The organism is Pseudoalteromonas sp. H71 (assembly GCF_001468485.1).
Lineage (GTDB): Bacteria > Pseudomonadota > Gammaproteobacteria > Enterobacterales > Alteromonadaceae > Pseudoalteromonas.
This window is the reverse complement of sequence record NZ_LODI01000047.1, coordinates 33157-58131: the sequence shown is the minus strand read 5'-3', so window position 1 is coordinate 58131 and position 24975 is coordinate 33157. Positions and strand designations below refer to the sequence as shown.

Below are 24975 nucleotides of genomic sequence, written 5' to 3'. Positions count from 1 at the left end.
TTTACAGCACTTACACGTAAATAGGGAATCAAATGAAAAAACAAACACTGTTAAGCGCATCAATACTTGCCCTAACGTTAGCATTATCTGGCTGTCAATCAGCTTACTATTCTGCAATGGAAAAAGTAGGCGTTCACAAACGTGACATTCTTATTGACCGCGTAGAAGAAACAAAAGAGTCGCAAGAAGAGTCTCAAGAAGAGTTTCAGTCAGCGCTTGAACGTTTAACTACACTTATTAATTTCGACGGCGGTGAGCTACAAGATGCTTACAACCAACTCAATGACGATTACGAATCAAGCCTTAAAGCCGCAGACGACGTTACTACCAATATTAATAAAGTAGAAGACGTTGCTGAAGCATTGTTTGATGAGTGGAGCGATGAGTTAGAACAATACAAAAGCGCTTCGTTAAAACGCGAAAGCAGTAAAAAACTTAACGCCACTAAGCGCCAGTTTGATCAGCTTCTTCGCTCTATGCGAAGTGCTGAAAGTAAAATGGAACCAGTTCTCTCATCACTAAAAGATAACGTTTTGTACTTAAAGCATAATTTAAATGCACAGGCCGTTGCTGCTATAAAAGGTGAATTTACTAACCTTAAACGCGATATTCAGATACTGATGAACGACATGAACAAGTCAATTGCCGATTCAAACAAATTTATTGAGCAAATGAACAAAGCCTAATAATACTACTTAATATAGCTCCCCTAAAAGCCTGTTACTCTAACAGGCTTTTTTATAATTATTTTTTGTTACGATTAACACATTGTTTAATAAATAGCGTTTGTTAAACTTTTACCTAATTGAAGCAATAAAAATAATAGAAATGAAATTACACACACTGTGCTTACTTATTTCCTCAAGTTTTTTAGCTGCCTGTAGCACAAACAACAATATCAATGTTATTGCAGGGCAAGACAGCGTAACGCCAATTCATGAATCAGGTGAGCGTAAAGATCGCTATCACAATCTCTATATGGGCGAAAAAACCTACCCAGTTACGTGTGAAACCGACTGCTACCCAAAGCACCCCAACGTAATATGCGAAACCACTGCTGAGAATTGCACATATAACGCTGAGCAATTAAACCCGCATCTAAGCCTTGGCTTTAATATACGTTGGTTAGGGCATGCTGGTTTTTTGATCCGAACACCTAGCGGCCAACATGTCGTATTTGACCCTGTAAAAGAGCAGTTTGATTCCCCGGTTGATTTAGCATTTAAGCTTGCCTCTGGCTTTTATCGAAAACCAGGTGACTGGCTAAGCAAAACTGAACTCGAAAACGTAGACGCCGTTATGTATTCACATATTCATTACGATCACTTTAATAAATCTGATATAGAAGAAATAGGCAGCAAACCACGTTACTTAGCACCATTAGGCATGGCAGATAACTTTCCAAATGCAGGGCTTAATATTAGCGAAATGGCGTGGTATGCAAAAACTAAAATTGATGATTTAACTATTCATGCACTACCTGCGCATCATTTCAGCAGTCGAATATTAGTGCCCTTTATTTATGAAGATAACGATAAAGACTTATGGAATGGCTGGTTACTTGAGCAAAATGGCAAAACCTTATTTTTTGCAGGCGACACAGGCTACTCAAAGCATTTTAAAGATATTCAACACAACTATGGCGGCATAGACATATGTTTAATGCCCATAGCATCGTACTACAGCGAAGATAACCCTAAATGGTATCGTTATGTTCATACTACACCAGAAGATGCTCTTACAGCCGCACAAGAGCTTAACTGCAAGGTAATGATACCTTGGGGATATGGTAACTCATCATGGAAAATGGGCGATCGGACGAGTCATTCAGCCTTACTGCGTTTATTACACATGCATAAAACAATGAAATCATCAGTGCCGCTTTATATTTTAAACGAAGGTGGGACTATTAAACTTTAATCAGTCACTAACATAATTAGTAATAAACTCCTTGCTGAACTATCTTTAATTAACTAAGCAGGAGGGAATAATATGTTTCTTGTACGACTCATTTACGCAAGCAAAATTACAGACGGCTTTGGGCCTAAAGATATAGAAAATATTTTACAAAGTGCTCGTACCTATAATGTAAAAACACATGTTACCGGCATGCTTTGCTTTAGTAACAAGTACTTTTTACAGTGCCTTGATGGCTCCAGAACTGCAGTAAATAATACCTATCAACAAATATTAAATGACAAGCGTCACCACAATGTAATTATGCTTAACTATACCCAAATTCCAGAAAGAGAATTTGAAAAATGGTCTATGGGTTATGTTCCACAATCTAGGGTAACCGAATCACTGAATCTGAAATTTTCAGGCTCTGTTGATTTTAATCCATTTAAAATGTCTGGCGAAAGTGCCCACTTATTAATGCTCGCGTTAAAAGACAGCATTACTGGTGCTATTAGTTAAAATACACATATATATTTGTTTTTAATAGTCACTTAGGCCAAGCTAAGTCATCTTCAATTAGTAAGGCTATTAATGAAAAAAATACTCTTAGCAACAAGCTTATTAATCAGCACCCAAATAATGGCGGCAGACGTAAAATACACATCAACCCCTATTAATATTGACGGCGTATCTGAAAGCGCATGGGATAAGGCTGCTTGGCACGATATGCCACATTTAATGGATGGTACACTGCCTTCAAACGATGCCGATTTTAAAGGCCGCTATCGCTTATTGTGGGATGAAAAATTCTTATACCTACAAGCCGATATTGTAGATGATGTTTTAATAGATACACACCCAGACCCAACCTATAAATATTGGGATGACGATGCCCTTGAAATATTTATAGATAGCGATGCATCGGGCGGGATTCACCAATTTAACCACACCGCTTTAGCGTACCACATTGGCCTTGATAACCAAGCTGCCGATTACGGCCCTGATAAAAAAGCGCACTTGTATACCGACCACTTAGTTAGCAACTGGAAACGCAATACCACTGCACCCTATAACATTACTTGGGAAGTTGCGATAAAACTCTACCCGAATGATTATCAACAAGACGCAAAAAATACACCACTTAAATTAACAGAAAAACAAGTTATTGGTTTTATGCTCGCCTATTGCGATAACGATGGCAGTGAAACACGCGAGCACTTTATGGGTTCACACGAAGTACAGCCTGTGAAGGGTGACAGAAACCGTGGATTTATAGACGCAGATGTATTTGGCAAAATCACTTTGCTACCGAAAAGTCAGTAATCACTAATGAAATAATTGATAACAAAGGTTGGGTTGAGCTAAGCGAAACCCAACAAAAATACCCTATTAGCAAAAACAGAGACTTTTCAATATAGATTATTTAATTCTCAAGCACGTTTTTGCTTATAAAGAGCGCTGCGCCCTAATATAAAGCTAATTTTAACCATCTTTTTGCTCGTGTTTAAAAATTTTAAGAAGCAAATCAATTCTGCGATTTGTTTTTTTGGTCTGCTCCCTAATCATTCCCTGCACCACAGCTGAAGCAAGGAAAATAAGACATATAATTTGAAATAATTCAGTTTCAATATCATAGAAGCCATTAGCAATTGATAACAAAACAAACGGTAAAAAAATTGATATGAGATCTTTCAAGCCCCAATCATTTTTTCCTAACGTTTCAAATTCATCTTTATATTTTTGCAGTTCAGCAATATGTTCTATCTCTAGTTTTGCCTTAATTTCATTTTCGGTATTCACACTAGCTCACTCGCACATAGTAAATATAGCTTTGATAATAACTTAATACCTTTTTTAGGTCCAACATAAAAAAACTGTTCAACAGTATCGAACCAACTGCGATGCTCTAACCTGAGGGCTTAAAGCTCTTCCCTGGCTAACTATTATCCACAAAAAAGCCGCTGTATTTTGCAATACAGCGGCTTTTAAAATCATTATTCTAAATTAATAGATTATGACTTAGGAGCACGACCCGCACGTTTACGCTCATTTTCAGTTAAATGACGTTTACGAATACGAATGTTCTCAGGTGTAACTTCTACTAGCTCATCATCAGCAATAAACTCAAGCGCTTGCTCAAGTGAATAGTTAAGTGCTGGTGTCAATGTTTGTGCTTCATCTGTACCAGATGCACGAACGTTAGTAAGTTGCTTACCTTTAAGTGCGTTAACAGTAAGGTCGTTATCACGGCTATGAATACCGATAACCATACCTTCATAAACTTCAACACCGTGACCGATGAATAAACGGCCGCGCTCTTGTAAGTTAAATAATGCGTTAGTAAGTGCTTTACCTGTTGCGTTAGCAATCATTACGCCGTTCTTACGAACACCTAGCTCGCCACCTTTGTGCGGACCGTAGTGATCGAACGTATGGTAAAGTAAGCCAGAACCTGACGTTAATGTCATGAACTCAGTTTGGAAACCAATTAAGCCACGGCTTGGGATCATAAAGTCCATACGCATACGACCTTTACCATCTGGTGCCATGTCAGTTAACTCACCTTTACGAAGACCAATTTGCTCCATGATAGAACCTTGGTGCTCTTCTTCACAGTCAATCGTTAGTGTTTCATACGGTTCTTCTAACACACCATCAACAGTACGTAAGATTACTTCTGGACGAGAAACAGCTAGCTCGTAACCTTCACGACGCATGTTCTCAATTAAGATACCTAGGTGTAATTCACCACGACCCGATACGCGGAAGCTATCTGGGTTATCTGTATCTGCAACACGAAGTGCTACGTTGTGTACTAATTCTTTGTCTAAACGCTCACGAATATTACGTGATGTTACAAACTTACCTTCTTTACCACAGAACGGAGAGTTATTTACAGAGAACGTCATTGTTACTGTTGGCTCATCAACACTTAGTGGTGGTAATGCTTCAACGTTGTTAGGACAACAAAGCGTATCTGAAATCTTAAGCTCGCCTAAACCTGTTACAGTAACGATGTTACCTGCATAAGCTTTATCAGTATCGATACGCTCAAGGCCTAAGTAGCTTTGTACTGAACCAATTTTACCGTTACGAGTCGTGCCGTCAGCGCTGATAACCGTCACTTGTTGGTTAGTCGCAACAGAACCGCGCTTAATACGGCCAATACCAATTACACCTTTGTACGAGTTGTAATCAAGCTGAGAGATTTGCATTTGGAAGTCACCTTCAGGATCTGCATCCGGTGGTGATACTTCATCAACGATCATCTTGAACATAGGTTCCATGTTGTCTGATGGCTCGTCTAAATCTAATGTTGCCCAACCGTTGATAGCTGATGCGTAGATTACTTTAAAGTCTAACTGTTCGTCAGTTGCGCCAAGGTTATCGAATAAATCAAAGATTTGATCCATAACCCAATCAGGGCGTGCACCTGGCTTATCAATTTTATTGATAACGACGATTGGCTTTAAGCCTTGCGCGAATGCCTTTTGCGTTACGAAACGCGTTTGTGGCATTGGACCTTCTTGAGCATCAACAAGTAATAATACTGAGTCAGCCATCGAAAGTACGCGTTCAACTTCACCACCGAAATCGGCGTGTCCCGGGGTATCTACGATATTGATGTGGTAATCATTCCAAGAGATAGCTGTGTTTTTAGCTAAAATGGTAATACCACGTTCTTTCTCAATGTCGTTTGAGTCCATCACGCGCTCTTCGTTACCGCCGCGTGTTTCTAATGTACCTGATTGCTCAAGTAGTTTGTCAACCAGAGTTGTTTTACCGTGGTCAACGTGCGCGATAATCGCTATATTTCTTAACTGTTCGATGCTCATATATTTACTCAGAGAAATTAAATTCTCAATGATCCTGCAAGATCTACGCACTCATCTGCGTTTTCACGAGATGTCCAAGCATAGGATTTAAAAGGGCGCATATTATCCCTCATTAATGACATGGATGAAAGTTTATCCAATACAATTTTCAAAACTTTCTCAATACTTTTACTAAGTATCTGTTTTATATATGACAATTATATGAAATAAATTGTCATTATTTTTTCAAAAATGCAGTTTACACTATTTATACGATATTTTTGGCACTCTTTTACATTTAGGTTATGCTGATTTCGAGCGATTAAATTAACAACAAAATAGAGCGTGCACAGCTTGCACCAAAGTGGAACTCAACCGCACCATATTGGTGCTGTTTTATGCCCCACATTGTAGCAACTAAGTTTTTTTAACCTATAAACATAGAGTTATAAAAATGGCACAAAATCAGCTTAATAAATCCCAAAGCAATTATGCAGCAATAATAAAACCCAATAGTTGGAGGACACATGTCACAATCGGTTTTAGATTTTATTAAAGAAAATGACGTTAAGTTCATTGATTTACGCTTTACTGATACAAAAGGTAAAGAGCAACATGTATCTATTCCTCATCACCAAGTTGATGAAGATTTTTTCGAAGACGGTAAAATGTTTGACGGTTCTTCAATTGCTGGCTGGAAAGGCATTAACGAATCAGACATGGTATTAATGCCTGTTGCTGAATCAGTAAAACTTGACCCATTCACTGAAGAAACGACATTAATTGTACGTTGTGACGTTGTAGAGCCTTCTACACTTCAAGGTTACGAGCGTGACCCACGCTCTGTTGCAAAACGTGCTGAAGAGTACATGAAATCTACAGGTATCGCAGATACTGTGTTATTTGGGCCAGAGCCAGAGTTTTTCCTTTTCGACGATGTTAAATACAAATCAGATATGTCTGGTTCAATGTACAAAGTTGATGCTGTTGAAGCGGCATGGAACTCAGATAAAGATTACGAAGGCGGTAACACTGGTCACCGTCCAGGTGTTAAAGGCGGTTACTTCCCTTGTTCACCTGTTGATTCTTCACAAGATTGGCGTTCAGCCACTTGTTTAGTGCTTGAAGAACTAGGTCAAGTGGTAGAGGCACATCACCACGAAGTAGCAACAGCTGGCCAAAACGAAATCGCAACGCGTTTTAACAGCATGGTTTTAAAAGCGGATGAAATCCAAGAGATGAAATATGTTATTCATAACATGGCTCATTTATACGGAAAAACAGCTACATTTATGCCTAAGCCAATTGTTGGTGATAACGGTTCTGGTATGCACTGTCACCAGTCTTTAGCTAAAGACGGTGTAAACTTGTTTGCAGGCGATAAGTACGGCGGCCTATCTGAAGAGGCGCTTTATTACATTGGCGGCATTATCAAGCATGCTAAAGCTATTAACGCATTTGCTAACGCATCAACTAACTCGTACAAACGTTTAGTACCGGGCTTTGAAGCGCCAGTAATGCTTGCATACTCTGCACGTAACCGTTCTGCTTCAATTCGTATCCCAGTGGTACCATCTGCGAAAGGTCGTCGTATTGAAGTACGTTTCCCAGATCCAACAGCTAACCCATACCTTGCTTTCTCAGCAATGCTTATGGCTGGCCTTGATGGTATCAAAAACAAGATCCACCCTGGCGATGCAATGGATAAAGATTTATATGACTTACCAGCAGAAGAAGCAGCAGAAATTCCACAAGTTGCATCTTCACTTGGTGAAGCACTCGATGCACTAAGTGCTGACCGTGAGTTTTTAACTCAAGGTGGTGTATTCACTGATGACCTAATTGATGCTTACATTGCACTTAAGGGTCAAGAAGTTGAAAAGCTTAACATGACAACTCACCCAGTTGAGTTTGAAATGTACTACAGCTGTTAATTTAACACTGTAAAAGAATGTGTGTTCTCAAGCCCGCTAAGCGGGCTTTTTTAATGGTAAATTAAATCAAACTCCACTAAAGTTAAGCAATCATAAAAATTGCAGGGTAGCAGTGTGAATAGTAAGATTTTATTGCTAATGATTACTTTAGGATTAAGTAATTATGGTTATGCGGGTGAAAAAAGAATTTACGCTTGGAAGGATCAAAATGGCGTTTTAGTGTTTTCAGATACACCGCGTAAAGGTGCTACAGAGGTCAAACTCTCTAGCCAAAGTTTAACTATACCCGCTAAAGATATAGCGACTCTCAGCAGCCAATCCCATACTAAAAAAACAGGGTTTGGTATTGCCATTACGTCACCTGAGCACAATCAAACCATTCATGAAAATACCGGAACAATATACGTCACCAGCCGGGTAATCCCGAGCTTTAAAACAGGGTATACCATTCAATTGCTTGTTAATGGAGAAGCAAACGGCCCTGCAATAAACAACTCCGTATTTGCAATTGCTGATGTTGAAGCCGGTGAACACATGCTTCAACTGAGGCTGTTTAACGAGAAAAACCAAATTATCGCTGTGAGCGAGCCTCGTATATTTAATATGCGCAGAAAAGGCAAAACCCATGGCAATTAAAGCGAAACTTAATACTTAGGCGCAGCAGCTCATTTTAGATAAAACCTGGCCTGCAAACACCTGCGCACTAAAATGGTGCAAACATGATTAATAACGAAAATTTTAGCCCTGAATTACTTGATGCCATATGGCAAAATCAAACAACGTCGGTCATGCTTCTCGATAAAAACTTTACGGTTGTTTATGCAAATACCAGTACCAGTGAGTTACTTGGGCTTGCTACTAAACGCTTATTGAAACAGCCCTTTGATACCCTTTTTAATTACCATTCAATTGACTTAAAACGAATAGCGCAGTTTTCATTAATTGATGGTGTTGATTGCCAACAACACAGAGCTGACGTGGTGTTTAGCGATTCTCGCCATGCCAAAGTAAGCGTTAATTCAAGACGAATTAACTTTAAAGGGATTGCTTATATTTTATTAGAGTGTCGCCAAACAGACGACGAAATAAAACACGATCAGGCCTCAAATCAAATGCACCAATACCAAGCTGCACGCAATTTAATAAGAGGCTTAGCCCACGAAATTAAAAATCCTTTGGGTGGAATCCGCGGAGCGGCGCAGTTATTGCAATATGAGGTTGATCAGCAAGAAAGAAATCAATGCGCTGAGCTCATTATAGAGCAAGCAGACAGATTACGTGAATTAGTAGATAGACTTTTAGGGCCTAATCAGCTTCCGCAAAAATCTTACGTTAATATACACCAAGCGTTAGAGTCGGTTGTGAAGTTAAGCACACTCGATAATTGTACAAATATCGAATTGAAAAAAGACTACGACCCTAGTATCCCTGATGTGTTTATTGATCAGAGCAAAATACAACAAGTTGTTTTGAATATTGTTCGTAATGCTCAGCAGGCGCTTATTGATGGTGGTGAGATAAAAATAAAAACACGAATAAATCATCAGCATCGCCGCCCGGGTAAGGCTCCTAAAAAAGCCTTGTTGATCCAAATATCTGATAACGGACCAGGCATTGATCACAGCATACGTGAAACATTGTTCTACCCTATGATCACCAATAAAGAAGGTGGCTCTGGACTTGGACTCTCGATTGCGCAAACGCTTATTGATCAACACGATGGCTACATTGAATGTGATAGCTGGCCTGGACATACTGAATTTAATATCTATCTGCCCTTTGCAGATTAATGTTTGGAGTTTGCATGAAAACAGTTTGGCTTGTAGATGATGACGCATCAATTCGTTTTGTACTTGAAAAAGCACTAGAACGTTCTGGTTTTAATGTGGAAAGTTTTGCTAATGCGCAAGATGTACTTAATGCATTAAAATTTAGCCAGCCAGCTGTTTTGGTGTCGGACGTAAAAATGCCCGGTATGGACGGCATGGCGCTGCTTGAACTCATCGCAGAACAAAACCCTGGCTTACCAGTGATCATAATGACTGCACACTCAGACCTAGATTCAGCAGTGAATGCCTTTCAAAAAGGGGCATTTGAGTACTTAGCTAAACCATTTGATTTAAATGAAGCCGTTGCACTTGTTGAAAGCGCATTTAGAGCAAACTCCACAAAAAAAACCAAACGCAAACAAGCGCCACCTAAAAGTGCCCACATCATTGGTGAAGCACCGGCTATGCAAGAAGTATTTAGAGCGATAGGTAAACTGTCAGCATCAAGCATGAGTGTTTTGATTAATGGTGAGTCGGGTACAGGTAAAGAGCTCGTTGCAAGTGCACTGCACAACCATAGTCCCCGTAAAGAAAACCAGTTTATTGCCCTTAATATGGCCGCTATTCCAAAAGAATTAGTTGAGTCTGAACTGTTTGGCCATGAAAAAGGAGCATTTACTGGTGCCGATAGCGTACGAAAAGGTCGCTTTGAGCAAGCCAATGGCGGCACTTTATTTTTAGATGAAATTGGTGATATGCCGCTTGATGTGCAAACCCGTCTTTTACGCGTACTTGCCGATGGTGAATTTTACCGTGTAGGTGGGCATCAAAGTATCAAAGTCGATGTACGTATCATTGCAGCGACACATCAAAACTTAGAAGATCTCGTTAAACAAGGTAAGTTTAGAGACGATTTATTTCATCGATTAAATGTAGTTCGCCTTCGTTTACCTGCTTTACGTGAACGCACCGAAGATATTGAACGCTTAGCGCAACACTTTTTACATAAAAGCGCTAAAGATCTGCAAGTAGAAAGTAAAGTGTTGAGCCCTAAAGCCACTGAGCAACTTCGTTTATTTAACTGGCCAGGCAATGTTCGCCAGCTTGAAAACACCTGTCGTTGGTTAACGGTTATGGCACCAGGCGAGCTTGTTACAGAGCAAGATTTGCCCCCTGAAATTATTGAAGTAACACCAATACAAGTAGAAGGTGATTGGCTGGATGCTTTTCAGCAATGGCTTAATAATGAACTAAAACAAGGCAAAGAAAATATTTGGCCAGACATACAAGCACAGCTAGAAACACGATTAATTAAAACAGCACTTGCTAATTGTTCTGGTCACAAACAAGATGCGGCCATAAAAATAGGCTGGGGTCGCAATACATTGACCCGTAAATTAAAAGAGCGCAATATTAGTTAACAATGTGCATTAAATTTTGATATCGAATGAAATTAATCGAACATATTCCTTTATTCAAACAAATGGAAATAATTAACAGGCTGCATTTTTTTAAAGAGTTTACGCTTAACGAGCGTCAAATTTTATTAGAATCATATGGCCTGTTATATTTAGTTGGCCAACATCAATTTTTGTTTAAGCAGTTTGATAACGATAAACGATTATATATTGTACTTAGCGGTGCACTTTTAGTATTTAAACATAACCACTTACTAGAATTAAGCACTATAGAGCCTGGTGAATTTATAGGTGAAGGCGCATTTATAAATAACCGAGAGCGCAGTACAAGTGCTCGCGCCAAAACCGACACCATTGTCCTTGCTATCACTCCCGAAGCACTCACTCAATTACCCAATGTCATTCGAGAAAAAATTAAAGACCGTATTATTGAAGGCATGAGCGAGCGAATAACCAAGCTCAGTGACTATATAGAAAACCACGGTTAGTTCAATCCATATAAACAACCTGTAATGAGCAATCAAGCCAGCTTGGGTTATTGACATGGGCTGTAAATGTGAAAGTATCGGATGGCTTGGCGCCAAAGGGCGTATTTACAAGCGGCTGTGAGTGGCTATATGTTTGCGAATAATTTTTGTAATAAATGACAACGTAACCGTATAAAAACTCCCAACCTAACCTCACAATAGCGCCACTGGGTAAGGTAAAATCAGCATGCTTTTTGGTAAAGGAAACGATTAAATCATTGTACTTATCTTCGCTGCATTGGGTTGTTCTTAGCCGAGACGGCATAGTAAAAGCGCCTTCTCCATCAGTACTTTTTAAATAAAAGCCTATATTGCCATCGCCATAAAAATGATTTGATCGTGTGGTGTAGTTAATTTCGGGTTGATAACCTAGCTCTTGCATAATAATAGCTAACTGCTCAGTCTCTTTTTGATAAATCTTATCGCTTGATAAAAGCAATGTAGCTTCACCAAAATCAGATGGGATTTCTAGTTCTACATATTCATAAGGAAGGTTCTGTGCTTTTAGCGCAGCATCGAGCTGGTTGCGCTGTTCAACTTGCAAATTTTCACTAAAAACATAAACGGTGGGTTGCTGGCATGCGGCTAACATACATGCCAGTACACAAATTAAAAGTCCTTTTTTCATAGTCACCTCAACTGATTACAAATGTAGTCTATTAGAGGTAATGACTTATAGCAACCTAATTTATTTGGTTATTCAACCAAGCATCTACACTTTTGCGCGTATATAACACCTCTTTAAATAAGCGGTGACGTTCAAATTCCAAAACGCTTTTTTTGTTAGTATTGCCACTTAGTAACTGGCTGTGTGTATCGTTAAATTTTGAAATAACCGAAAACCCTCGCTCAGGTTTTTGGTCGTGTTTTTTTATTGATTTACTAAGGTGTTCCCTAACATCATCGGCAGTTAACATGTCTGAATGATTTAAGCCCATTAGCTCTTTTCTCATTGCTAATCTTACGCCCATTTTTTACTCCATGATTCTATGTATTCTAAATTCGACACAGCTATAGCAATTAGTAAGCCACCTACAAAAGTGACTCGCCGCAGCTTAACTAATAAATACTTCAGTTTTTTTAAGGGAGTCATTTTTTTTTAAATAATTAATACGTAAATTTGAGTGATTTGGTTTGGTGCATAATTGGCTGTATGCCTTTATACTACAGCCTATGCAAGCCTCCACCGAGAGTAAAAATGAACGAAGAATACATAGAAATAGAACTAGAAGAAGAGCCTATAGAGCTCTGTAAATTATTAAAAGTACTCAATTTAGTTGAAGGTGGCGGCCAAGCTAAAAACCTAATCACCGAAGGCTATGTGGGTGTTAACCATGAAATTTGTACAATAAAACGGAAAAAATTATACAGTGGTGATGTGCTTGAATTTGATGGCGAACTTTTTCAACTCTCTCTGAGTGAAGATGCAACCCCAGTACAAAAACCGATTGAACAAGCACCTGTTGAACCCAAGCAAAATACTTCAGCTGCGGAAAACCAACCAGCAAAAAGTAAGCGTAAACGTACTAAAAAGCCAAAGGTCGATGAAAAAACAGGACGACGCCCTATTTCATTTGGGTAAGCCCATAATCTGCACTACAAAAAAGGTCAACTTGTATAGTTGGCTTTTTTACTCTTTAATAACCTTGTTAATAATAATAAAAACAAGGTCACAACATGTCATCTCACACACCTAAAAACTGGTTTAAACCTGTAGCTTGGGCTGCTCTTATATGGAATTTATTGGGCGTTATAGCATTCATTATGCACATAATGACAAGCCCAGATATGATCAGTAAACTACCATTAGATCAACAAGCTGCATATTCAAACACCCCAATATGGGCCACCATTGCCTTTGCTGTTGCCGTTTTTGGCGGTGCCTTAGGCTGCGTATTTTTACTTGCTAAAAAATCGCTTGCAACACCTACTTTTGCTTTATCGCTCGGCGCGATAGTAATTCAGCAATACTACAACTTTTTTGTAATTGATAGCATTGCTCTACTCGGAGTAAGCTCGATTATCATGCCATCATTGGTAGTTGTCATTGCCTTAGCGCTTATTTATTTAAGTATAAAAGGCAAACAACAAGGCTGGCTAAACTAGCTTGATGGGGCCAGCTGAACAACGTTTTTTAGTTGTCATAGATGGTTTATTAAAATCATAATTTAAAACCTTACTCCCGACTCTAGCTGTTCATAAATGCAGCTATTTAAGGTTCGTTTATCATGGTATGCACTTTGCAATAACCTAATTACAGAGGTTACTTTTTAAAAAATTTAATTAGTTAAGAAGGGGCAAAATAATGAAAAATAGTTTCGATACCCAACATGAGCTCACAATTAATGGTGAGCAATATAATATACATTCTCTAAAAGGACTTGGCGACAAAGCAAAACGACTCCCATTCTCCTTAAAAGTCTTACTCGAAAATTTACTGCGCAACGAAGACGGCGAAAACATTAAAGAGCAAGATATTAATGCGCTACTAAATTGGGATCCAAAGGCAAAACCATCATCTGAAGTTGCATTTACCCCTGCACGGGTAGTAATGCAAGACTTTACTGGCGTACCTGCCATTGTTGATTTAGCTGCAATGCGAGATGCAATGGAAAAATTAGGTGGGGATCCTGCAAAAATTAATCCGCTTTCGCCTGCTGAGTTAGTGATAGACCATTCAGTTCAAGTAGACGGCTATGGTAATGACGGTGCCTTCGATTTAAACGCCAAACTTGAATACGACCGCAATAAAGAACGCTACGAATTTTTACGCTGGGGCCAAACGGCATTTGATAACTTAAAAGTGGTGCCTCCCGCAACCGGAATTGTTCACCAAGTTAATTTAGAATATCTAGCCCGTGTTATTTTCAATGAAGATAACAATGGTAAAAAGTTTGCCTACCCCGACACACTGGTTGGTACTGACTCGCACACCACCATGATTAATGGCTTAGGTGTACTTGGTTGGGGTGTAGGTGGCATTGAGGCTGAAGCTGCTATGCTTGGCCAGCCTATTAGCTTGCTCATTCCACAAGTAGTTGGTATGAAGCTTAGTGGCCGATTACCTGAAGGCACAACAGCAACCGATTTAGTGCTTACAGTAACTGAAATTTTGCGTAACCACGGTGTGGTCGGCAAGTTTGTGGAATTTTATGGCGATGGCCTTGCAGATCTCCCCCTTGCTGATAGAGCAACCATTGCAAACATGGCACCCGAATATGGCGCTACATGTGGTATTTTTCCAATTGATGATGAAACCATTAATTATTTACGCCTCACCAACCGCGATGAAGACCAACTAAAACTTATTGAAGATTACGCAAAACACCAAGGCCTGTGGCGTAACGATGGCGACGAAGCTCGCTATACCGACACACTAGAACTAAAGCTCGATGATGTTGTACCAAGCCTTGCTGGCCCTAAACGCCCACAAGACAGAATAGCGCTCAACAAAGCCGGCGAGGAAATTTCTCAACATTTAAAAGGTTTCCAAGAAGAGCGTATCGCACATCGCGATAAAAGTGATGATGAGCAATCGCGTATCGAAAGCGAAGGCCCCACAACCAACCCTGATGAACCTGTAAACGAAGCACAATTTATGGGGGCGGCAAAAGTTAATTACAAAGGCCAAGAGTTTGAACTTAACGACGGTGCCTGCGTTATTGCAGCTATTACAAGCTGTACTAATACCTCTAATCCAAGTGTTATTTTAGCCGCGGGCCTTGTGGCTAAAAAAGCAAAACAACTCGGTATTAATGTTAAACCTTGGGTTAAAACCTCACTTGCACCAGGCTCTAAAGTGGTCACTGACTACTTAGACAAAGCAGGTTTGATGGACGACTTAGAAAGCTTAGGTTTTAATTTAGTGGGTTACGGTTGCACCACCTGTATTGGTAACTCTGGACCGCTAGCTGATGAAATCTCACAAGCTATTCAAAAACACAAGCTGGTAGTCAGCTCTATCTTATCAGGTAATCGTAATTTTGAAGGGCGTATACACCAAGATGTTAAAATGAACTTTTTAGCGTCACCTCCTTTAGTTGTTGCTTACGCAATTGCAGGTAGAACAGACATAGATGTTTATAACGAGCCTCTTGCACAAGATGAAAACGGTAACGATATTTACCTTAAAAACATTTGGCCAAGCGTAAAAGAGGTTAGCGATTTAGTAAAAGAGACGGTTACCAAAGAAATGTTTGCCAAAAGCTACGCCAATGTTTATGAAGGCGACAGCCGTTGGCAACAAATTCAAATACCTGATGGTAAATTATATGATTGGAACGACGCATCTACCTATATTAAAAAAGCACCATTTTTTGATGGCATGACCGTAGAGCCACCTGGCATTCCTACTATTGAAGGAGCGCGCTGCTTAGCTAAGCTAGGAGACTCGGTTACAACCGATCATATTTCGCCTGCTGGCGCAATTAAAGCCGAAGCACCTGCTGGGCTTTACCTGCAAGAACACAATGTAGAAAAAGCACAATTTAATTCTTACGGCTCTCGTCGTGGTAACCATGAAGTAATGATGCGTGGCACCTTTGCTAACGTGCGACTAAAAAACTTGTTAGCACCGGGCACAGAAGGCGGTGTAACACGCACGCAACCAGACAATAGCTTAGAAAGTATCTACGATGCAGCTATGGCATATCAAAAAAATGATACACCACTTATTATTTTGGCCGGAAAAGAATATGGAACAGGCTCGTCTCGCGATTGGGCTGCGAAAGGCTCATTACTGTTGGGTGTAAAAGCCGTTTTTGCACAAAGTTATGAACGTATTCACCGCTCTAACTTAATCGGGATGGGTGTACTGCCATTACAATTTAAAGAGGGTGAAAGTTATGAGTCACATGGTTTAACAGGACAAGAAGAGTTTGATATTCAAGGCCTGTACGATAAAACCGACGAAGTTACACTGGTGGCTACAAATGCCGAGGGCAAACAAACAAGCGTAAAAGCCGATGTACGTATTGATACACCTAAAGAGTGGGATTACTACAAGCATGGCGGTATTTTACAGTATGTACTGCGTAATATGCTTAACTAAGCTGCGTAGTGAATGATTCAAAGGCCTTATGGTTAAAAACCATGAGGCCTTTTTTATAACTGTCTTATTATTGCGCTGCATCAATATGCAAAACACATAGCTTAATACACTGGTACCATAACCAGTGGGGGCGTTATGTCGCATGTAACTATTATTAGAGTACTTAAAACATCCATCGTGCTTGGCTTATGCCTTATAATTACGGGCCATGCACTTATCATATCTAATGGGTTTAATGAGCAATTTGGTATTAACGGCATTATTGCATCCGCAGCTTGCATTGCAGTGGGCATATTATTATCACTTCCCACCAAAATATATCTAACCATATTACTAATGGAAGTTGAAAAACGTTATACCCGCTCTCGTACTCATGAATAGCGCTTAAAGCACACTTAAATTATTAATTTCTTTATTACGTTTTTCTAATTTTTTTTCGATGTTTTCTGCGTCTTCAAACAGCTTTTTAATCGATTCAGGGTTTAATATTGAAGGAGCCTGTGTATTAGCTGACATCTCATTAGTGCTAGATTCTAAATTTAAAATAGAGGTATCTTCTGCACCAATCACGGTTATGTCTTCAGGGTTAAGGGTTAATTCTATACTTTTTCCATTCGGATTAGGGCTATCTGAATAATGCCATTGGCCTGTTTCATCTTGCCACTTATAAATTGTACTTGAAGATGTCACTGTTGATGTATTGCTTGAAATGCCACTGGTAATTTTATCCCCAGCCTGCTGGATGCCTTTTACAGCTTGATCAAGCGTATTGGTTGATAGCGCCACCATTTGTTCTTTAATTTGCTGGGTTTCTTTGCTAACTGTTGAACCAGAAAGCCAAGTTTGGCCGTCGGGCTTTTTTAAATAAAACAATGATATGACAGCAATAACCATGACTGATATTGCTAAATAGGTAAAGTATTTCATAGCGTTCCTGCTTTTGTTATTCCATTAAGTTGATAGTAGTAAATAAAGTACAATCAAGCAATTTATTATCAAAATCTAAGCAATAAAAAACGCAGCTTATGCTGCGTTATAGTGTGGTTAAACAACGTCTTAATCGTGTTAAATCCCATCGCCGTCCATATGAAGACCACATTCGCGATTTAAACCAAAAAAGCGTGTTTCTTCTTCGGTCATACCCGGCTCTAATTTACGCGTAGTGTGTACATCTCCCATTGACACATACCCTTGCTCCCATAACGGGTGGTAAGGCAAATCATGCTTAGTCAGGTATTGATAGACATCACGGTTTGACCATTCAATAATGGGGTATACCTTAACCGTCCCTCTGCTAATTTCTACAAACTGCTTATCTGCTCGTGTTGATGACTGGTCGCGACGCAAACCACTAAACCAGGTGCCCGCTTCAATTTCTTTTAACGCACGGGTCATTGGCTCAACTTTATTGAGCTGGTTATATTGCTTAATACCGTCTTCACCTTGCTCCCAAAGTTTTCCAAACTTAGCTTCTTGCCATGCTGGGCTCAGCTGCGCTTTGTACACCTTTAAATTAAGTGACAAACGTTCGCTCATTTGCTCAATAAATTGATACGTTTCAGGAAACAAATAGCCAGTATCAGTCAATACCACAGGAATATCTGGGCGCTGGGTCGTCACTAAATGCAGCATTACCGCAGCTTGAATCCCAAAGCTTGAGGATAAAAACGCAGTGTCGGGTAAATTTTCAAGTGCCCACGCAACGCGTTCCTCTGCGTTCATATCTGCTAGTAAACCATTAGCATCAGCCAACATAGCCGCTTGGCTTTGTTTATCTAGCTGTAATATATTTTTAAATTCACTCATGGAAAATTCCAAGCCTCACCAGCGCCAGGCGCTGGTATCAAATTATGCGTGAAAGTCGGTTACTGATACTTTTACTTCAGCAACAATGCCTTTGCGAATTACAAAGTCACCAAAACACTCACCGTCGTTACGTTCGCTTGCCCATTGGCCTATTAACTTGTCAAACGCCTCTAGGTAAACATCTTCGCCTACGTTTTCTAGGTACAATTTAGGAATGCGTGTACCTTCAAGGTTACCGCCTAAGTAAACGTTATATTTACCAGGGCCTTTACCTACTAAACCGGCCTCTGCAAGCATTGCGCGGCCACACCCATTTGGACAACCCACAACACGCATAATAATGCTGTCGTCTGGAATGCCGTGTTTAGCGAGTAAAGCTTCAGTTTTTTCAATCAAGCTCGGTAAGTAACGCTCAGCTTCAGCCATTGCTAGCGGGCATGTGGGTAATGCCACACAGGCCATTGAATTTTTACGTTGCTCTGTATCACCGTCGTCAATCAACCCATGATTGCGAGCAATTTCTTCAATCACTGCTTTTTGATCGGCAGGTACACCAGCAATTATTAAGTTTTGGTTAGCCGTCATACGCATATCACCTTGGTGAACTTCTGCAATTTTACGACAACCTGTTTTAAGTGGCTTACCTGGGTAGTCTAAAATACGGCCGCTTTGAATAAATAGCGTTAAGTGGTGCTTACCATCAATGCCTTCTACCCAGCCAATACGATCACCTCGATGAGTAAACTCATACGGGCGGCTCGGTGCAAAGTTAACGCCTGCGCGTTTTTCTACTTCGGCTTTAAATACGTCAGACCCAACACGGTCTAGTGTGTATTTAGTTTTTGCATTTTTACGGTTTGAGCGGTTACCCCAATCGCGCTGAACAGATACAACGTGCTCTGCAATTTTTAGCGTGTCTTCTAGGCTAATAAAGCCAAAGTCGTCAGCCTTACGCGGATACGTAGCCGTATCGCCGTGGGTCATCGCAAGGCCACCACCTACAAGTACGTTAAAGCCAACAAGCTTGCCGTCTTCTGCAATAGCGACAAAGTTTAAATCGTTAGCATGAACATCAACCTCGTTATTAGGCGGAATAGTGACGGTTGTTTTAAACTTACGTGGTAAATAATTAGACCCTAAAATAGGCTCTTCTGTTGTTTCTGCTTTTTCGCCGTTTAACCAAATTTCAGCATACGCTTTTGTTTTTGGTAACAAGTGCTCTGAAATTTTAGCAGCCCACTCATACGCTTCTTGATGTAGCTCAGACTCAACCGGGTTGGTAGTACACAACACATTACGGTTTACATCGCCCGCAGTTGCAATTGAATCAATACCCACACTGTTTAACATTTGGTGCATGCCTTTAATATTTGGCTTTAATACACCATGGAACTGAAACGTTTGACGCGTAGTTAAACGAATGCTGCCGTAGCTAGTTTTCTCATCAGCAAATTTATCAATTGCTAACCATTGCTCTGGCTTAATAATACCGCCAGGCATACGCGCACGTAGCATTACGTTATGTAATGGCTCAAGCTTTTGTTTAGCGCGCTCTGGACGAATATCGCGGTCGTCTTGCTGATACATGCCATGAAAACGAATTAACTGGAAGTTATCAGCAGTGAAACCACCGGTTATCTCATCTTTTAAGTCTTGCTCTATAGTGCCTCGTAAAAAGTTACTTTCTCTTTTCAAACGCTCGTTATCAGAAAGCTTTACGTTTTTATCTTGTTCGCTCATTTTAAATCCTAAATTTGTTACAGTGACGGCTGTTAGCTGTTAATAAAATAAGAAACGTGATTAATACACGTCTTTCTGATAGCGGTTTGCGCTACGCAGGTCTTTTAAATATTGCTCTGCGTCTTCATCGTTTTTGCCGGTATTTTCTTTAATGATATCAACCAATGCTTGATGTACATCTTTTGCCATGCGGTTTGCATCACCACACACATAAAAGTGAGCGCCAGCTTCTAACCACTCAAAAACATCTTTTGAGTTTTTACGAAGCTTGTCTTGTACATAGATTTTTTCGGCTTGGTCGCGACTAAATGCCACGTCTACTTTGCTCAATAAGCCCGATTTTAAATACCCCTGAATCTCAACTTGGTATAAAAAGTCTTGTGTAAAATGAGGGTTACCAAAAAACAGCCAGTTTTTACCTTGTGCTTCACGCGAGTCACGCTCTTGTAAAAAAGCACGGAATGGCGCAATACCGGTGCCCGGACCCACCATGATGATAGGTGTTTCATCGTTAGTAGGTAAACGGAAGTTATCATTATGCTCGCTGAATACTTTGACCTTGCTGCCTTCTTCTGCACGGCGCGCTAAATAACCAGAACAACCACCTAAGTGCTCGCTATCAAAGGTGTCAAACTCAACGAGTCCTACTGTTAAATGCACTTCGTCTTCAACTTCGCTTTGGCTAGAAGCTATAGAATATAAACGAGCCTGAAGCTTACGTAAGCAATCAACTAATGTTTGTGCATCTAGTTTTGCTGGATTTTGACGAATAACATCAAATATTTGGCGTGGTTCAATGTATGCACGCATCGCCGCTTTATCTTCTACTAGCTTTAATAGTTCAGGTGTACCTGTTGCTGTTGCGTATTTTTCAACAAAGCCAGGGTATGACTGAGTTAACTCTAATTTTTCAATAAGTGCATCACGAACGCTTAGCTCTTCATTCGCTACTTTAACGCGACTAGAGCCATCAATTTGGGTAAGTGCTAGTACTTCATCAACTAACGCCTCATCATTTAAAAAGTACACACCCAGCGAGTCACCTGGTGTGTAAGTGATATCAGAGCCTTCAAGCGATATTTCTACATGGCGTACATCTTTTGTTGAATCACGCCCAGTAATTTTTTGAACTGCTAATAATTCGGCTTCAAATGGATTTTGCTTTGTGTACTGGCTAGCTACAGGCATTGGCGCGCCAAATGGCACAACGGCGGCTTGGCCCCCTGCGTTACCCTGTTGCGCTTTTAAATCTGGTTCAAATGCATCCAATGCGCCTTGAATCCATGTTGCAGCTTCTTCTTCGTAGTCAACGTCTAAATCAGCACGTTGATAAACCGACTCAGCGCCTAACTTATTTAAGCGCTCTTCAAAATCTTTTGCGGTTTGGCAGAAAAACTCATAGCTAGAATCGCCTAAGCCAATAACAGCTATTTTAACACCGTCGAGTTTAGGGGCTTTTTTGGTCGCTAAAAATGCATGCAAAGTCTCGCCATCTTCAGGCGGCTCACCTTCACCATAAGTAGATACAACAACGGTTAAAAACTTTTCTTTTTTCAGGGCCGTTGGCTTGTAATCAGACATACTTACTAACTTAGCTGATAAACCACGTGATTCAGCTTGCTCTTTCATTTGGGTTGCAACACCTTTTGCATTTCCCGTTTGTGAGCCGTATAAAATAGTTAGTACTGCTGCATCACCAGAAACTGACGCCCCAGCTGTAGGCATACCAAGCGCTGAGGCATTAGCATTAGCTGCTAAGTAACCACTTACCCATGCTTGTTGAATTGGATTAAGTTCAGCCACTAAACCTTGCAGCTTTTGAACTTGATCTTGCGATAGCGGGCTTGCCGCAGCATTTAGTTGACCTAACAACATTTATCGATTCCCCATAACCCTGAAAATTAAGCACAACACACACCGTGTATTGTTAAAAATGAGTTTTTCCTCAACCAATATAAAGTTTGCTGAGGTTTTCTTACTGTGCAGGATAACGGGCTATCCGCTTATCAAAAAAGAATAGAATCTGCTTTGATATTCCATTTAGTTATTAATTTTAAAAAACACCTAAAAAAACAGATTAAAGAGTGATTATTGCTTTTTATTAAATTTTAAATTAACAATTTTGTAACCTAAACAAAGTAATGTATATTATTCACTCATTATAAAAATAGGAACAATCATGTCACACGGGACATATAAAAATAAACTATTCGGAACAGCCTTATTACTAGGCACACTTCCGGTAATGGCAAATGTAGAAAACGGTAGTTTTGAGCAATGGTCAGGCAATACACCTGACGCATGGAGCACGATAGATAGCGGCATTAGCCTATCGCGCTCAACAAATATTGTTAAAACAGGTAATAGCGCTGCAGCAGTTAATGTAACCACAGGCTCTCAGGCTAACACCGATTTATTACAACAAATAACGGTAGAAGCAGGGAAAACCTATGTGTTTTCAACTGATGTCTACCACACAGAAGGAAAAATTAAAGCCCGTTTATTCGTAGATGGTTACCAAGGCTACTCCAATAATACGCAAACTAACCAGTGGCAAACAATTAGCCACAGCTATACAGCAAGTAGTAATAAAACCATTAATGTTGGTCTACGCTTTTATGATGTTAGTGGCTTTGATGGCAGTGAACTTGTTTATATAGATAACTTTTTACCTACAAGTAACGACAGCAGTTCAGGAAGTTGTTCGAGCAATAGTCTCTCTTTTAGTTTGACGACAGACAATTATGGTAGCGAAACAAGCTGGGCTATTAATAATAACCAAGGTAGTACGGTTGCCAGTGGTAGTGGCTATGCGTCTAATACACAATACAACGAAGCGTTGTGTTTAGCTGATGGCGCCTATACCTTTACTATTAACGACAGCTACGGTGATGGTATCTGTTGTAGTTTTGGTAGTGGTAATTATGCACTCACTAGTGGTGGTTCAACCATTGCAAGTGGAGCAAGTTTCAGCAGCACTGAAAGCACCTCATTTTCGCTTGGCGGTGGCTCTGGTGGCACCCCGACCACACCAACGGGTTATTATGTTACAGCACAAGGCCTAACCGGTTATGCACTGAAAACAGAGCTTTATAACATCATTAATAATCATAGTTCGCAGGGGTACTCTGCGATATGGGACTTTTATGATTCATCGGCTCGCGATACATATTTTGAAAACGATAATAGTATTTTAGATATGTACAGCGAAAAGCCAAATGGCAGCGATAGCTACACATACACAGCTGTTAGCGATCAATGTGGCAATTATAGTGGTGAAGGTGGTTGTTACAACCGTGAGCATTCGTTCCCTAAAAGTTGGTTTGGCGGTACCAATGAGCCTATGAACTCAGATGTTCATCATATTTATGCAACCGATGGCTATGTAAACTCTAAACGCAGCAACTTCCCGTTTGGTGAAGTAGCAAGCGCCACATTTACATCAACTAATGGCAGTAAGTTAGGCTCTGCAAGTAGTACCATTAATTACACGGGCACAGTGTTTGAACCCATTGATGAATTTAAAGGTGACTTTGCGCGCGCCTATTTTTACATGGCTACACGCTACGAAAATGTGATTGGGACGTGGCAAAATAATACCACTGCAAGTAATGCCGTTCTTAACGGCACCAGTACGCAGGTATTTGAAAGCTGGGTTGTTGCTATGTTAATCAACTGGCATAACGCAGACCCTGTTAGCCAAATGGAAATAGACCGAAACCAAGCAGCATTTGAATTCCAAGGTAACCGTAATCCGTTTATCGACTACCCTGAATTTGTAGAAATGATTTGGTAATAAATATAGCCTCAGCCAAGGCTGAGGCTATTTAAAGCTCGCCTGACCAAGTGCAATAGACTCATAGCGCTTTCCCGTTAATTTAATCACCCATACGCTGTCTGTAAATGTATGGCTAAAATACACCGTTTGCCCATTGGGAATATTAGGCATGAAAGAGGTAATAGACTGCCAATCGCTATCTACTTTTTCTTTGATCTTCATGCTCGCATTATAATAACTTCCTTGCTCGTTTGTTTTTACCTCAAGTGCTGTTAACTGTTCGCCGTCGCCTATTTCTATTAATGCACGTTTGTTTAAGTTAGCTAATAACTGAGGTTGATGGATAGGTTGTAGGGTGTTTAATGTTTCATCTATTTTGCTATCTATGGTTATTTTACTTTCTAGCTTGTAAATAGTGGCTTTAATTGCAAATACTGGTTCTGCAATACAGGCTGAAGATAAAAGCCCCAGAGTAATCCCCATTACGGCTTTATAAAAATACATTTTCATTCGTTATACTCCTTTATCATTTAGTCAGCCTAGCATAACCAATTTATCACCTATTAAAACTTAACTTATTAATATTCATAATATTCTTTTAATTCATAGTGATGAATATTGCTTATTGGGCTATTTAAACACACCATTTTTAGCGATAATAAATAGATGAGTATTAAAAGGTAAGGAAGCAACTTGTCGCTAGCAATTGAGCTAAAGCAGTTAAGAGCAAATAAAAAATGGACCCAAGCATTTGCTGCACGCGAGATTGGTATTCAACAATCTTACTTATCTAAGCTTGAAAATGGACAATTTATTCCGTCCGCTGAGGTAATTGAAAAGCTCGAACTTTGCTATGGCAAAACGTGTTTAGATAAGTATTTACCATCAAAAACATTACAAAGCACACAGATTAAGAAAAGGCTGTTTGTAAGTTTAATTATGCTCATTACTGGTCTCGTAATGTGGTTATGCGCAACCTATGAAATTTTCTACCCAGAGACTTACTTTACTTATCAGGCCAAATTAGGCGATTTTGTAGCATTCAACGTCAGTCAGCACTACCAAGGCGAGCGATTTATTGAAGGTGATGTTATTTACCAAATTTTAGGTGAGAGACAAGTTAGCCGGATTGAAAACCGCTTTTTAATTGTAGGCTCTATGCTTTGTATTTTGCTATCCGTTGTCGTTGCCGCTTTTTCTAAAAAGCATTTATTAATTAAGCTTCTTAATAAAGTTTAA

24 protein-coding genes are annotated in these 24975 nt (G+C 39.9%); 15 read left to right on the top strand and 9 right to left on the bottom strand.

What is annotated here, in order from left to right; genetic code table 11:
- Positions 1–32: 32 nt before the first annotated feature.
- The 4 genes from ATS71_RS17415 to ATS71_RS17400 all read left to right on the top strand — a co-directional run bounded on the left by ATS71_RS17415 (position 33) and on the right by ATS71_RS17400 (position 3222).
- Complete coding sequence (locus tag ATS71_RS17415) at positions 33–686, top strand: DUF2959 domain-containing protein (RefSeq protein ID WP_006791329.1); 654 nt, start codon at positions 33–35, stop codon at positions 684–686.
- A gap of 142 nt (positions 687–828) precedes the next feature.
- On the top strand, positions 829–1920 hold the full coding sequence (locus tag ATS71_RS17410; protein WP_058405993.1) for an MBL fold metallo-hydrolase: 1092 nt from the start codon (positions 829–831) through the stop codon (positions 1918–1920).
- 72 nt (positions 1921–1992) lie between these two features.
- Complete coding sequence (locus tag ATS71_RS17405) at positions 1993–2418, top strand: BLUF domain-containing protein (protein ID WP_058405935.1); 426 nt, start codon at positions 1993–1995, stop codon at positions 2416–2418.
- 72 nt (positions 2419–2490) lie between these two features.
- Positions 2491–3222 carry a CBM9 family sugar-binding protein gene (locus ATS71_RS17400; RefSeq protein WP_058405934.1) on the top strand — a complete coding sequence of 244 codons (732 nt, stop codon included), beginning with the start codon at positions 2491–2493 and terminating at the stop codon, positions 3220–3222.
- A gap of 159 nt (positions 3223–3381) precedes the next feature.
- Here ATS71_RS17400 and ATS71_RS17395 read toward each other — a convergent pair whose 3' ends face one another.
- Both ATS71_RS17395 and typA read right to left on the bottom strand, forming a co-directional pair.
- Positions 3382–3699: a hypothetical protein gene (locus ATS71_RS17395; protein WP_058405933.1), complete on the bottom strand. Its 318-nt coding sequence runs from the start codon at positions 3697–3699 to the stop codon at positions 3382–3384.
- Positions 3700–3911: 212 nt separating this feature from the next.
- A complete protein-coding gene (typA, locus tag ATS71_RS17390) occupies positions 3912–5735 on the bottom strand; it encodes a translational GTPase TypA (RefSeq protein ID WP_058405932.1) in 1824 nt (607 codons plus the stop codon).
- Positions 5736–6241: 506 nt separating this feature from the next.
- Here typA and glnA point away from each other — a divergent pair.
- The 5 genes from glnA (at position 6242) to ATS71_RS17365 (ending at position 11323) form a co-directional block, all read left to right on the top strand.
- On the top strand, positions 6242–7648 hold the full coding sequence (gene glnA, locus ATS71_RS17385; protein ID WP_058405931.1) for a glutamate--ammonia ligase: 1407 nt from the start codon (positions 6242–6244) through the stop codon (positions 7646–7648).
- 114 nt (positions 7649–7762) lie between these two features.
- Positions 7763–8284 carry a DUF4124 domain-containing protein gene (locus ATS71_RS17380; protein WP_283235009.1) on the top strand — a complete coding sequence of 174 codons (522 nt, stop codon included), beginning with the start codon at positions 7763–7765 and terminating at the stop codon, positions 8282–8284.
- 83 nt (positions 8285–8367) lie between these two features.
- On the top strand, positions 8368–9438 hold the full coding sequence (glnL, locus tag ATS71_RS17375) for a nitrogen regulation protein NR(II) (RefSeq protein WP_058405929.1): 1071 nt from the start codon (positions 8368–8370) through the stop codon (positions 9436–9438).
- Between the two features lie 14 nt (positions 9439–9452).
- On the top strand, positions 9453–10838 hold the full coding sequence (gene ntrC / locus ATS71_RS17370; protein ID WP_058405928.1) for a nitrogen regulation protein NR(I): 1386 nt from the start codon (positions 9453–9455) through the stop codon (positions 10836–10838).
- Between the two features lie 26 nt (positions 10839–10864).
- Positions 10865–11323: a cyclic nucleotide-binding domain-containing protein gene (locus ATS71_RS17365; protein ID WP_058405927.1), complete on the top strand. Its 459-nt coding sequence runs from the start codon at positions 10865–10867 to the stop codon at positions 11321–11323.
- Between the two features lies 1 nt (position 11324).
- On the opposite strand, the gene ATS71_RS17360 is transcribed toward ATS71_RS17365, so the two are convergent.
- Positions 11325–11990 carry a hypothetical protein gene (locus tag ATS71_RS17360; protein ID WP_058405926.1) on the bottom strand — a complete coding sequence of 222 codons (666 nt, stop codon included), beginning with the start codon at positions 11988–11990 and terminating at the stop codon, positions 11325–11327.
- 55 nt (positions 11991–12045) lie between these two features.
- The gene (locus ATS71_RS17355) at positions 12046–12333 is read right to left on the bottom strand and encodes a hypothetical protein (RefSeq protein WP_058405925.1); all 288 of its coding nucleotides are present in this window, start codon (positions 12331–12333) and stop codon (positions 12046–12048) included.
- Between the two features lie 227 nt (positions 12334–12560).
- Here ATS71_RS17355 and ATS71_RS17350 point away from each other — a divergent pair, with 227 nt between their 5' ends.
- From ATS71_RS17350 to ATS71_RS17335, 4 genes are all read left to right on the top strand, one after another.
- Positions 12561–12944 (top strand): RNA-binding S4 domain-containing protein, encoded by a 384-nt coding sequence (locus ATS71_RS17350; RefSeq protein WP_058405924.1) that lies wholly within the window; start codon positions 12561–12563, stop codon positions 12942–12944.
- Positions 12945–13039: 95 nt separating this feature from the next.
- Positions 13040–13468, top strand: coding sequence for a hypothetical protein (locus ATS71_RS17345; protein WP_058405923.1), 429 nt, complete (start codon positions 13040–13042; stop codon positions 13466–13468).
- Between the two features lie 199 nt (positions 13469–13667).
- Positions 13668–16412: an aconitate hydratase AcnA gene (gene acnA, locus ATS71_RS17340; protein ID WP_058405922.1), complete on the top strand. Its 2745-nt coding sequence runs from the start codon at positions 13668–13670 to the stop codon at positions 16410–16412.
- A gap of 135 nt (positions 16413–16547) precedes the next feature.
- A complete protein-coding gene (locus ATS71_RS17335) occupies positions 16548–16793 on the top strand; it encodes a hypothetical protein (protein WP_058405921.1) in 246 nt (81 codons plus the stop codon).
- A 3-nt stretch (positions 16794–16796) separates the two neighbouring features.
- Here ATS71_RS17335 and ATS71_RS17330 read toward each other — a convergent pair whose 3' ends face one another.
- The 4 genes from ATS71_RS17330 to ATS71_RS17315 all read right to left on the bottom strand — a co-directional run bounded on the left by ATS71_RS17330 (position 16797) and on the right by ATS71_RS17315 (position 21833).
- The gene (locus ATS71_RS17330) at positions 16797–17339 is read right to left on the bottom strand and encodes a DUF4124 domain-containing protein (protein ID WP_058405920.1); all 543 of its coding nucleotides are present in this window, start codon (positions 17337–17339) and stop codon (positions 16797–16799) included.
- A 138-nt stretch (positions 17340–17477) separates the two neighbouring features.
- On the bottom strand, positions 17478–18218 hold the full coding sequence (locus ATS71_RS17325; protein ID WP_058405919.1) for a phosphoadenylyl-sulfate reductase: 741 nt from the start codon (positions 18216–18218) through the stop codon (positions 17478–17480).
- A gap of 42 nt (positions 18219–18260) precedes the next feature.
- Positions 18261–19958, bottom strand: coding sequence for an assimilatory sulfite reductase (NADPH) hemoprotein subunit (gene cysI, locus ATS71_RS17320; RefSeq protein WP_058405918.1), 1698 nt, complete (start codon positions 19956–19958; stop codon positions 18261–18263).
- A gap of 60 nt (positions 19959–20018) precedes the next feature.
- Positions 20019–21833, bottom strand: a complete 1815-nt coding sequence (locus ATS71_RS17315; RefSeq protein ID WP_058405917.1) for an assimilatory sulfite reductase (NADPH) flavoprotein subunit — start codon at positions 21831–21833, stop codon at positions 20019–20021.
- Between the two features lie 304 nt (positions 21834–22137).
- Here ATS71_RS17315 and ATS71_RS17310 point away from each other — a divergent pair, with 304 nt between their 5' ends.
- A complete protein-coding gene (locus ATS71_RS17310) occupies positions 22138–23754 on the top strand; it encodes an endonuclease (protein WP_058405916.1) in 1617 nt (538 codons plus the stop codon).
- 27 nt (positions 23755–23781) lie between these two features.
- Here ATS71_RS17310 and ATS71_RS17305 read toward each other — a convergent pair whose 3' ends face one another.
- Positions 23782–24246 (bottom strand): hypothetical protein, encoded by a 465-nt coding sequence (locus tag ATS71_RS17305; protein ID WP_058405915.1) that lies wholly within the window; start codon positions 24244–24246, stop codon positions 23782–23784.
- Positions 24247–24429: 183 nt separating this feature from the next.
- Here ATS71_RS17305 and ATS71_RS17300 point away from each other — a divergent pair, with 183 nt between their 5' ends.
- Entirely contained in the window at positions 24430–24975 is a 546-nt protein-coding gene (locus ATS71_RS17300; protein ID WP_058405914.1) for a helix-turn-helix domain-containing protein, read from the top strand.

Bases quoted from the DNA above. Each gene is read 5' to 3' on its own strand.
- ATS71_RS17415 (WP_006791329.1), top strand. From the start codon at position 33: ATGAAAAAACAAACACTGTTAAGCGCATCAATACTTGCCCTAACGTTA.
- ATS71_RS17410 (WP_058405993.1), top strand. From the start codon at position 829: ATGAAATTACACACACTGTGCTTACTTATTTCCTCAAGTTTTTTAGCT.
- ATS71_RS17405 (WP_058405935.1), top strand. From the start codon at position 1,993: ATGTTTCTTGTACGACTCATTTACGCAAGCAAAATTACAGACGGCTTT.
- ATS71_RS17400 (WP_058405934.1), top strand. From the start codon at position 2,491: ATGAAAAAAATACTCTTAGCAACAAGCTTATTAATCAGCACCCAAATA.
- typA (WP_058405932.1), bottom strand. From the start codon at position 5,735: ATGAGCATCGAACAGTTAAGAAATATAGCGATTATCGCGCACGTTGAC.
- glnA (WP_058405931.1), top strand. From the start codon at position 6,242: ATGTCACAATCGGTTTTAGATTTTATTAAAGAAAATGACGTTAAGTTC.
- glnL (WP_058405929.1), top strand. From the start codon at position 8,368: ATGATTAATAACGAAAATTTTAGCCCTGAATTACTTGATGCCATATGG.
- ntrC (WP_058405928.1), top strand. From the start codon at position 9,453: ATGAAAACAGTTTGGCTTGTAGATGATGACGCATCAATTCGTTTTGTA.
- ATS71_RS17365 (WP_058405927.1), top strand. From the start codon at position 10,865: ATGAAATTAATCGAACATATTCCTTTATTCAAACAAATGGAAATAATT.
- ATS71_RS17360 (WP_058405926.1), bottom strand. From the start codon at position 11,990: ATGAAAAAAGGACTTTTAATTTGTGTACTGGCATGTATGTTAGCCGCA.
- ATS71_RS17355 (WP_058405925.1), bottom strand. From the start codon at position 12,333: ATGGGCGTAAGATTAGCAATGAGAAAAGAGCTAATGGGCTTAAATCAT.
- ATS71_RS17350 (WP_058405924.1), top strand. From the start codon at position 12,561: ATGAACGAAGAATACATAGAAATAGAACTAGAAGAAGAGCCTATAGAG.
- ATS71_RS17345 (WP_058405923.1), top strand. From the start codon at position 13,040: ATGTCATCTCACACACCTAAAAACTGGTTTAAACCTGTAGCTTGGGCT.
- acnA (WP_058405922.1), top strand. From the start codon at position 13,668: ATGAAAAATAGTTTCGATACCCAACATGAGCTCACAATTAATGGTGAG.
- ATS71_RS17335 (WP_058405921.1), top strand. From the start codon at position 16,548: ATGTCGCATGTAACTATTATTAGAGTACTTAAAACATCCATCGTGCTT.
- ATS71_RS17330 (WP_058405920.1), bottom strand. From the start codon at position 17,339: ATGAAATACTTTACCTATTTAGCAATATCAGTCATGGTTATTGCTGTC.
- ATS71_RS17325 (WP_058405919.1), bottom strand. From the start codon at position 18,218: ATGAGTGAATTTAAAAATATATTACAGCTAGATAAACAAAGCCAAGCG.
- cysI (WP_058405918.1), bottom strand. From the start codon at position 19,958: ATGAGCGAACAAGATAAAAACGTAAAGCTTTCTGATAACGAGCGTTTG.
- ATS71_RS17315 (WP_058405917.1), bottom strand. From the start codon at position 21,833: ATGTTGTTAGGTCAACTAAATGCTGCGGCAAGCCCGCTATCGCAAGAT.
- ATS71_RS17310 (WP_058405916.1), top strand. From the start codon at position 22,138: ATGTCACACGGGACATATAAAAATAAACTATTCGGAACAGCCTTATTA.
- ATS71_RS17305 (WP_058405915.1), bottom strand. From the start codon at position 24,246: ATGAAAATGTATTTTTATAAAGCCGTAATGGGGATTACTCTGGGGCTT.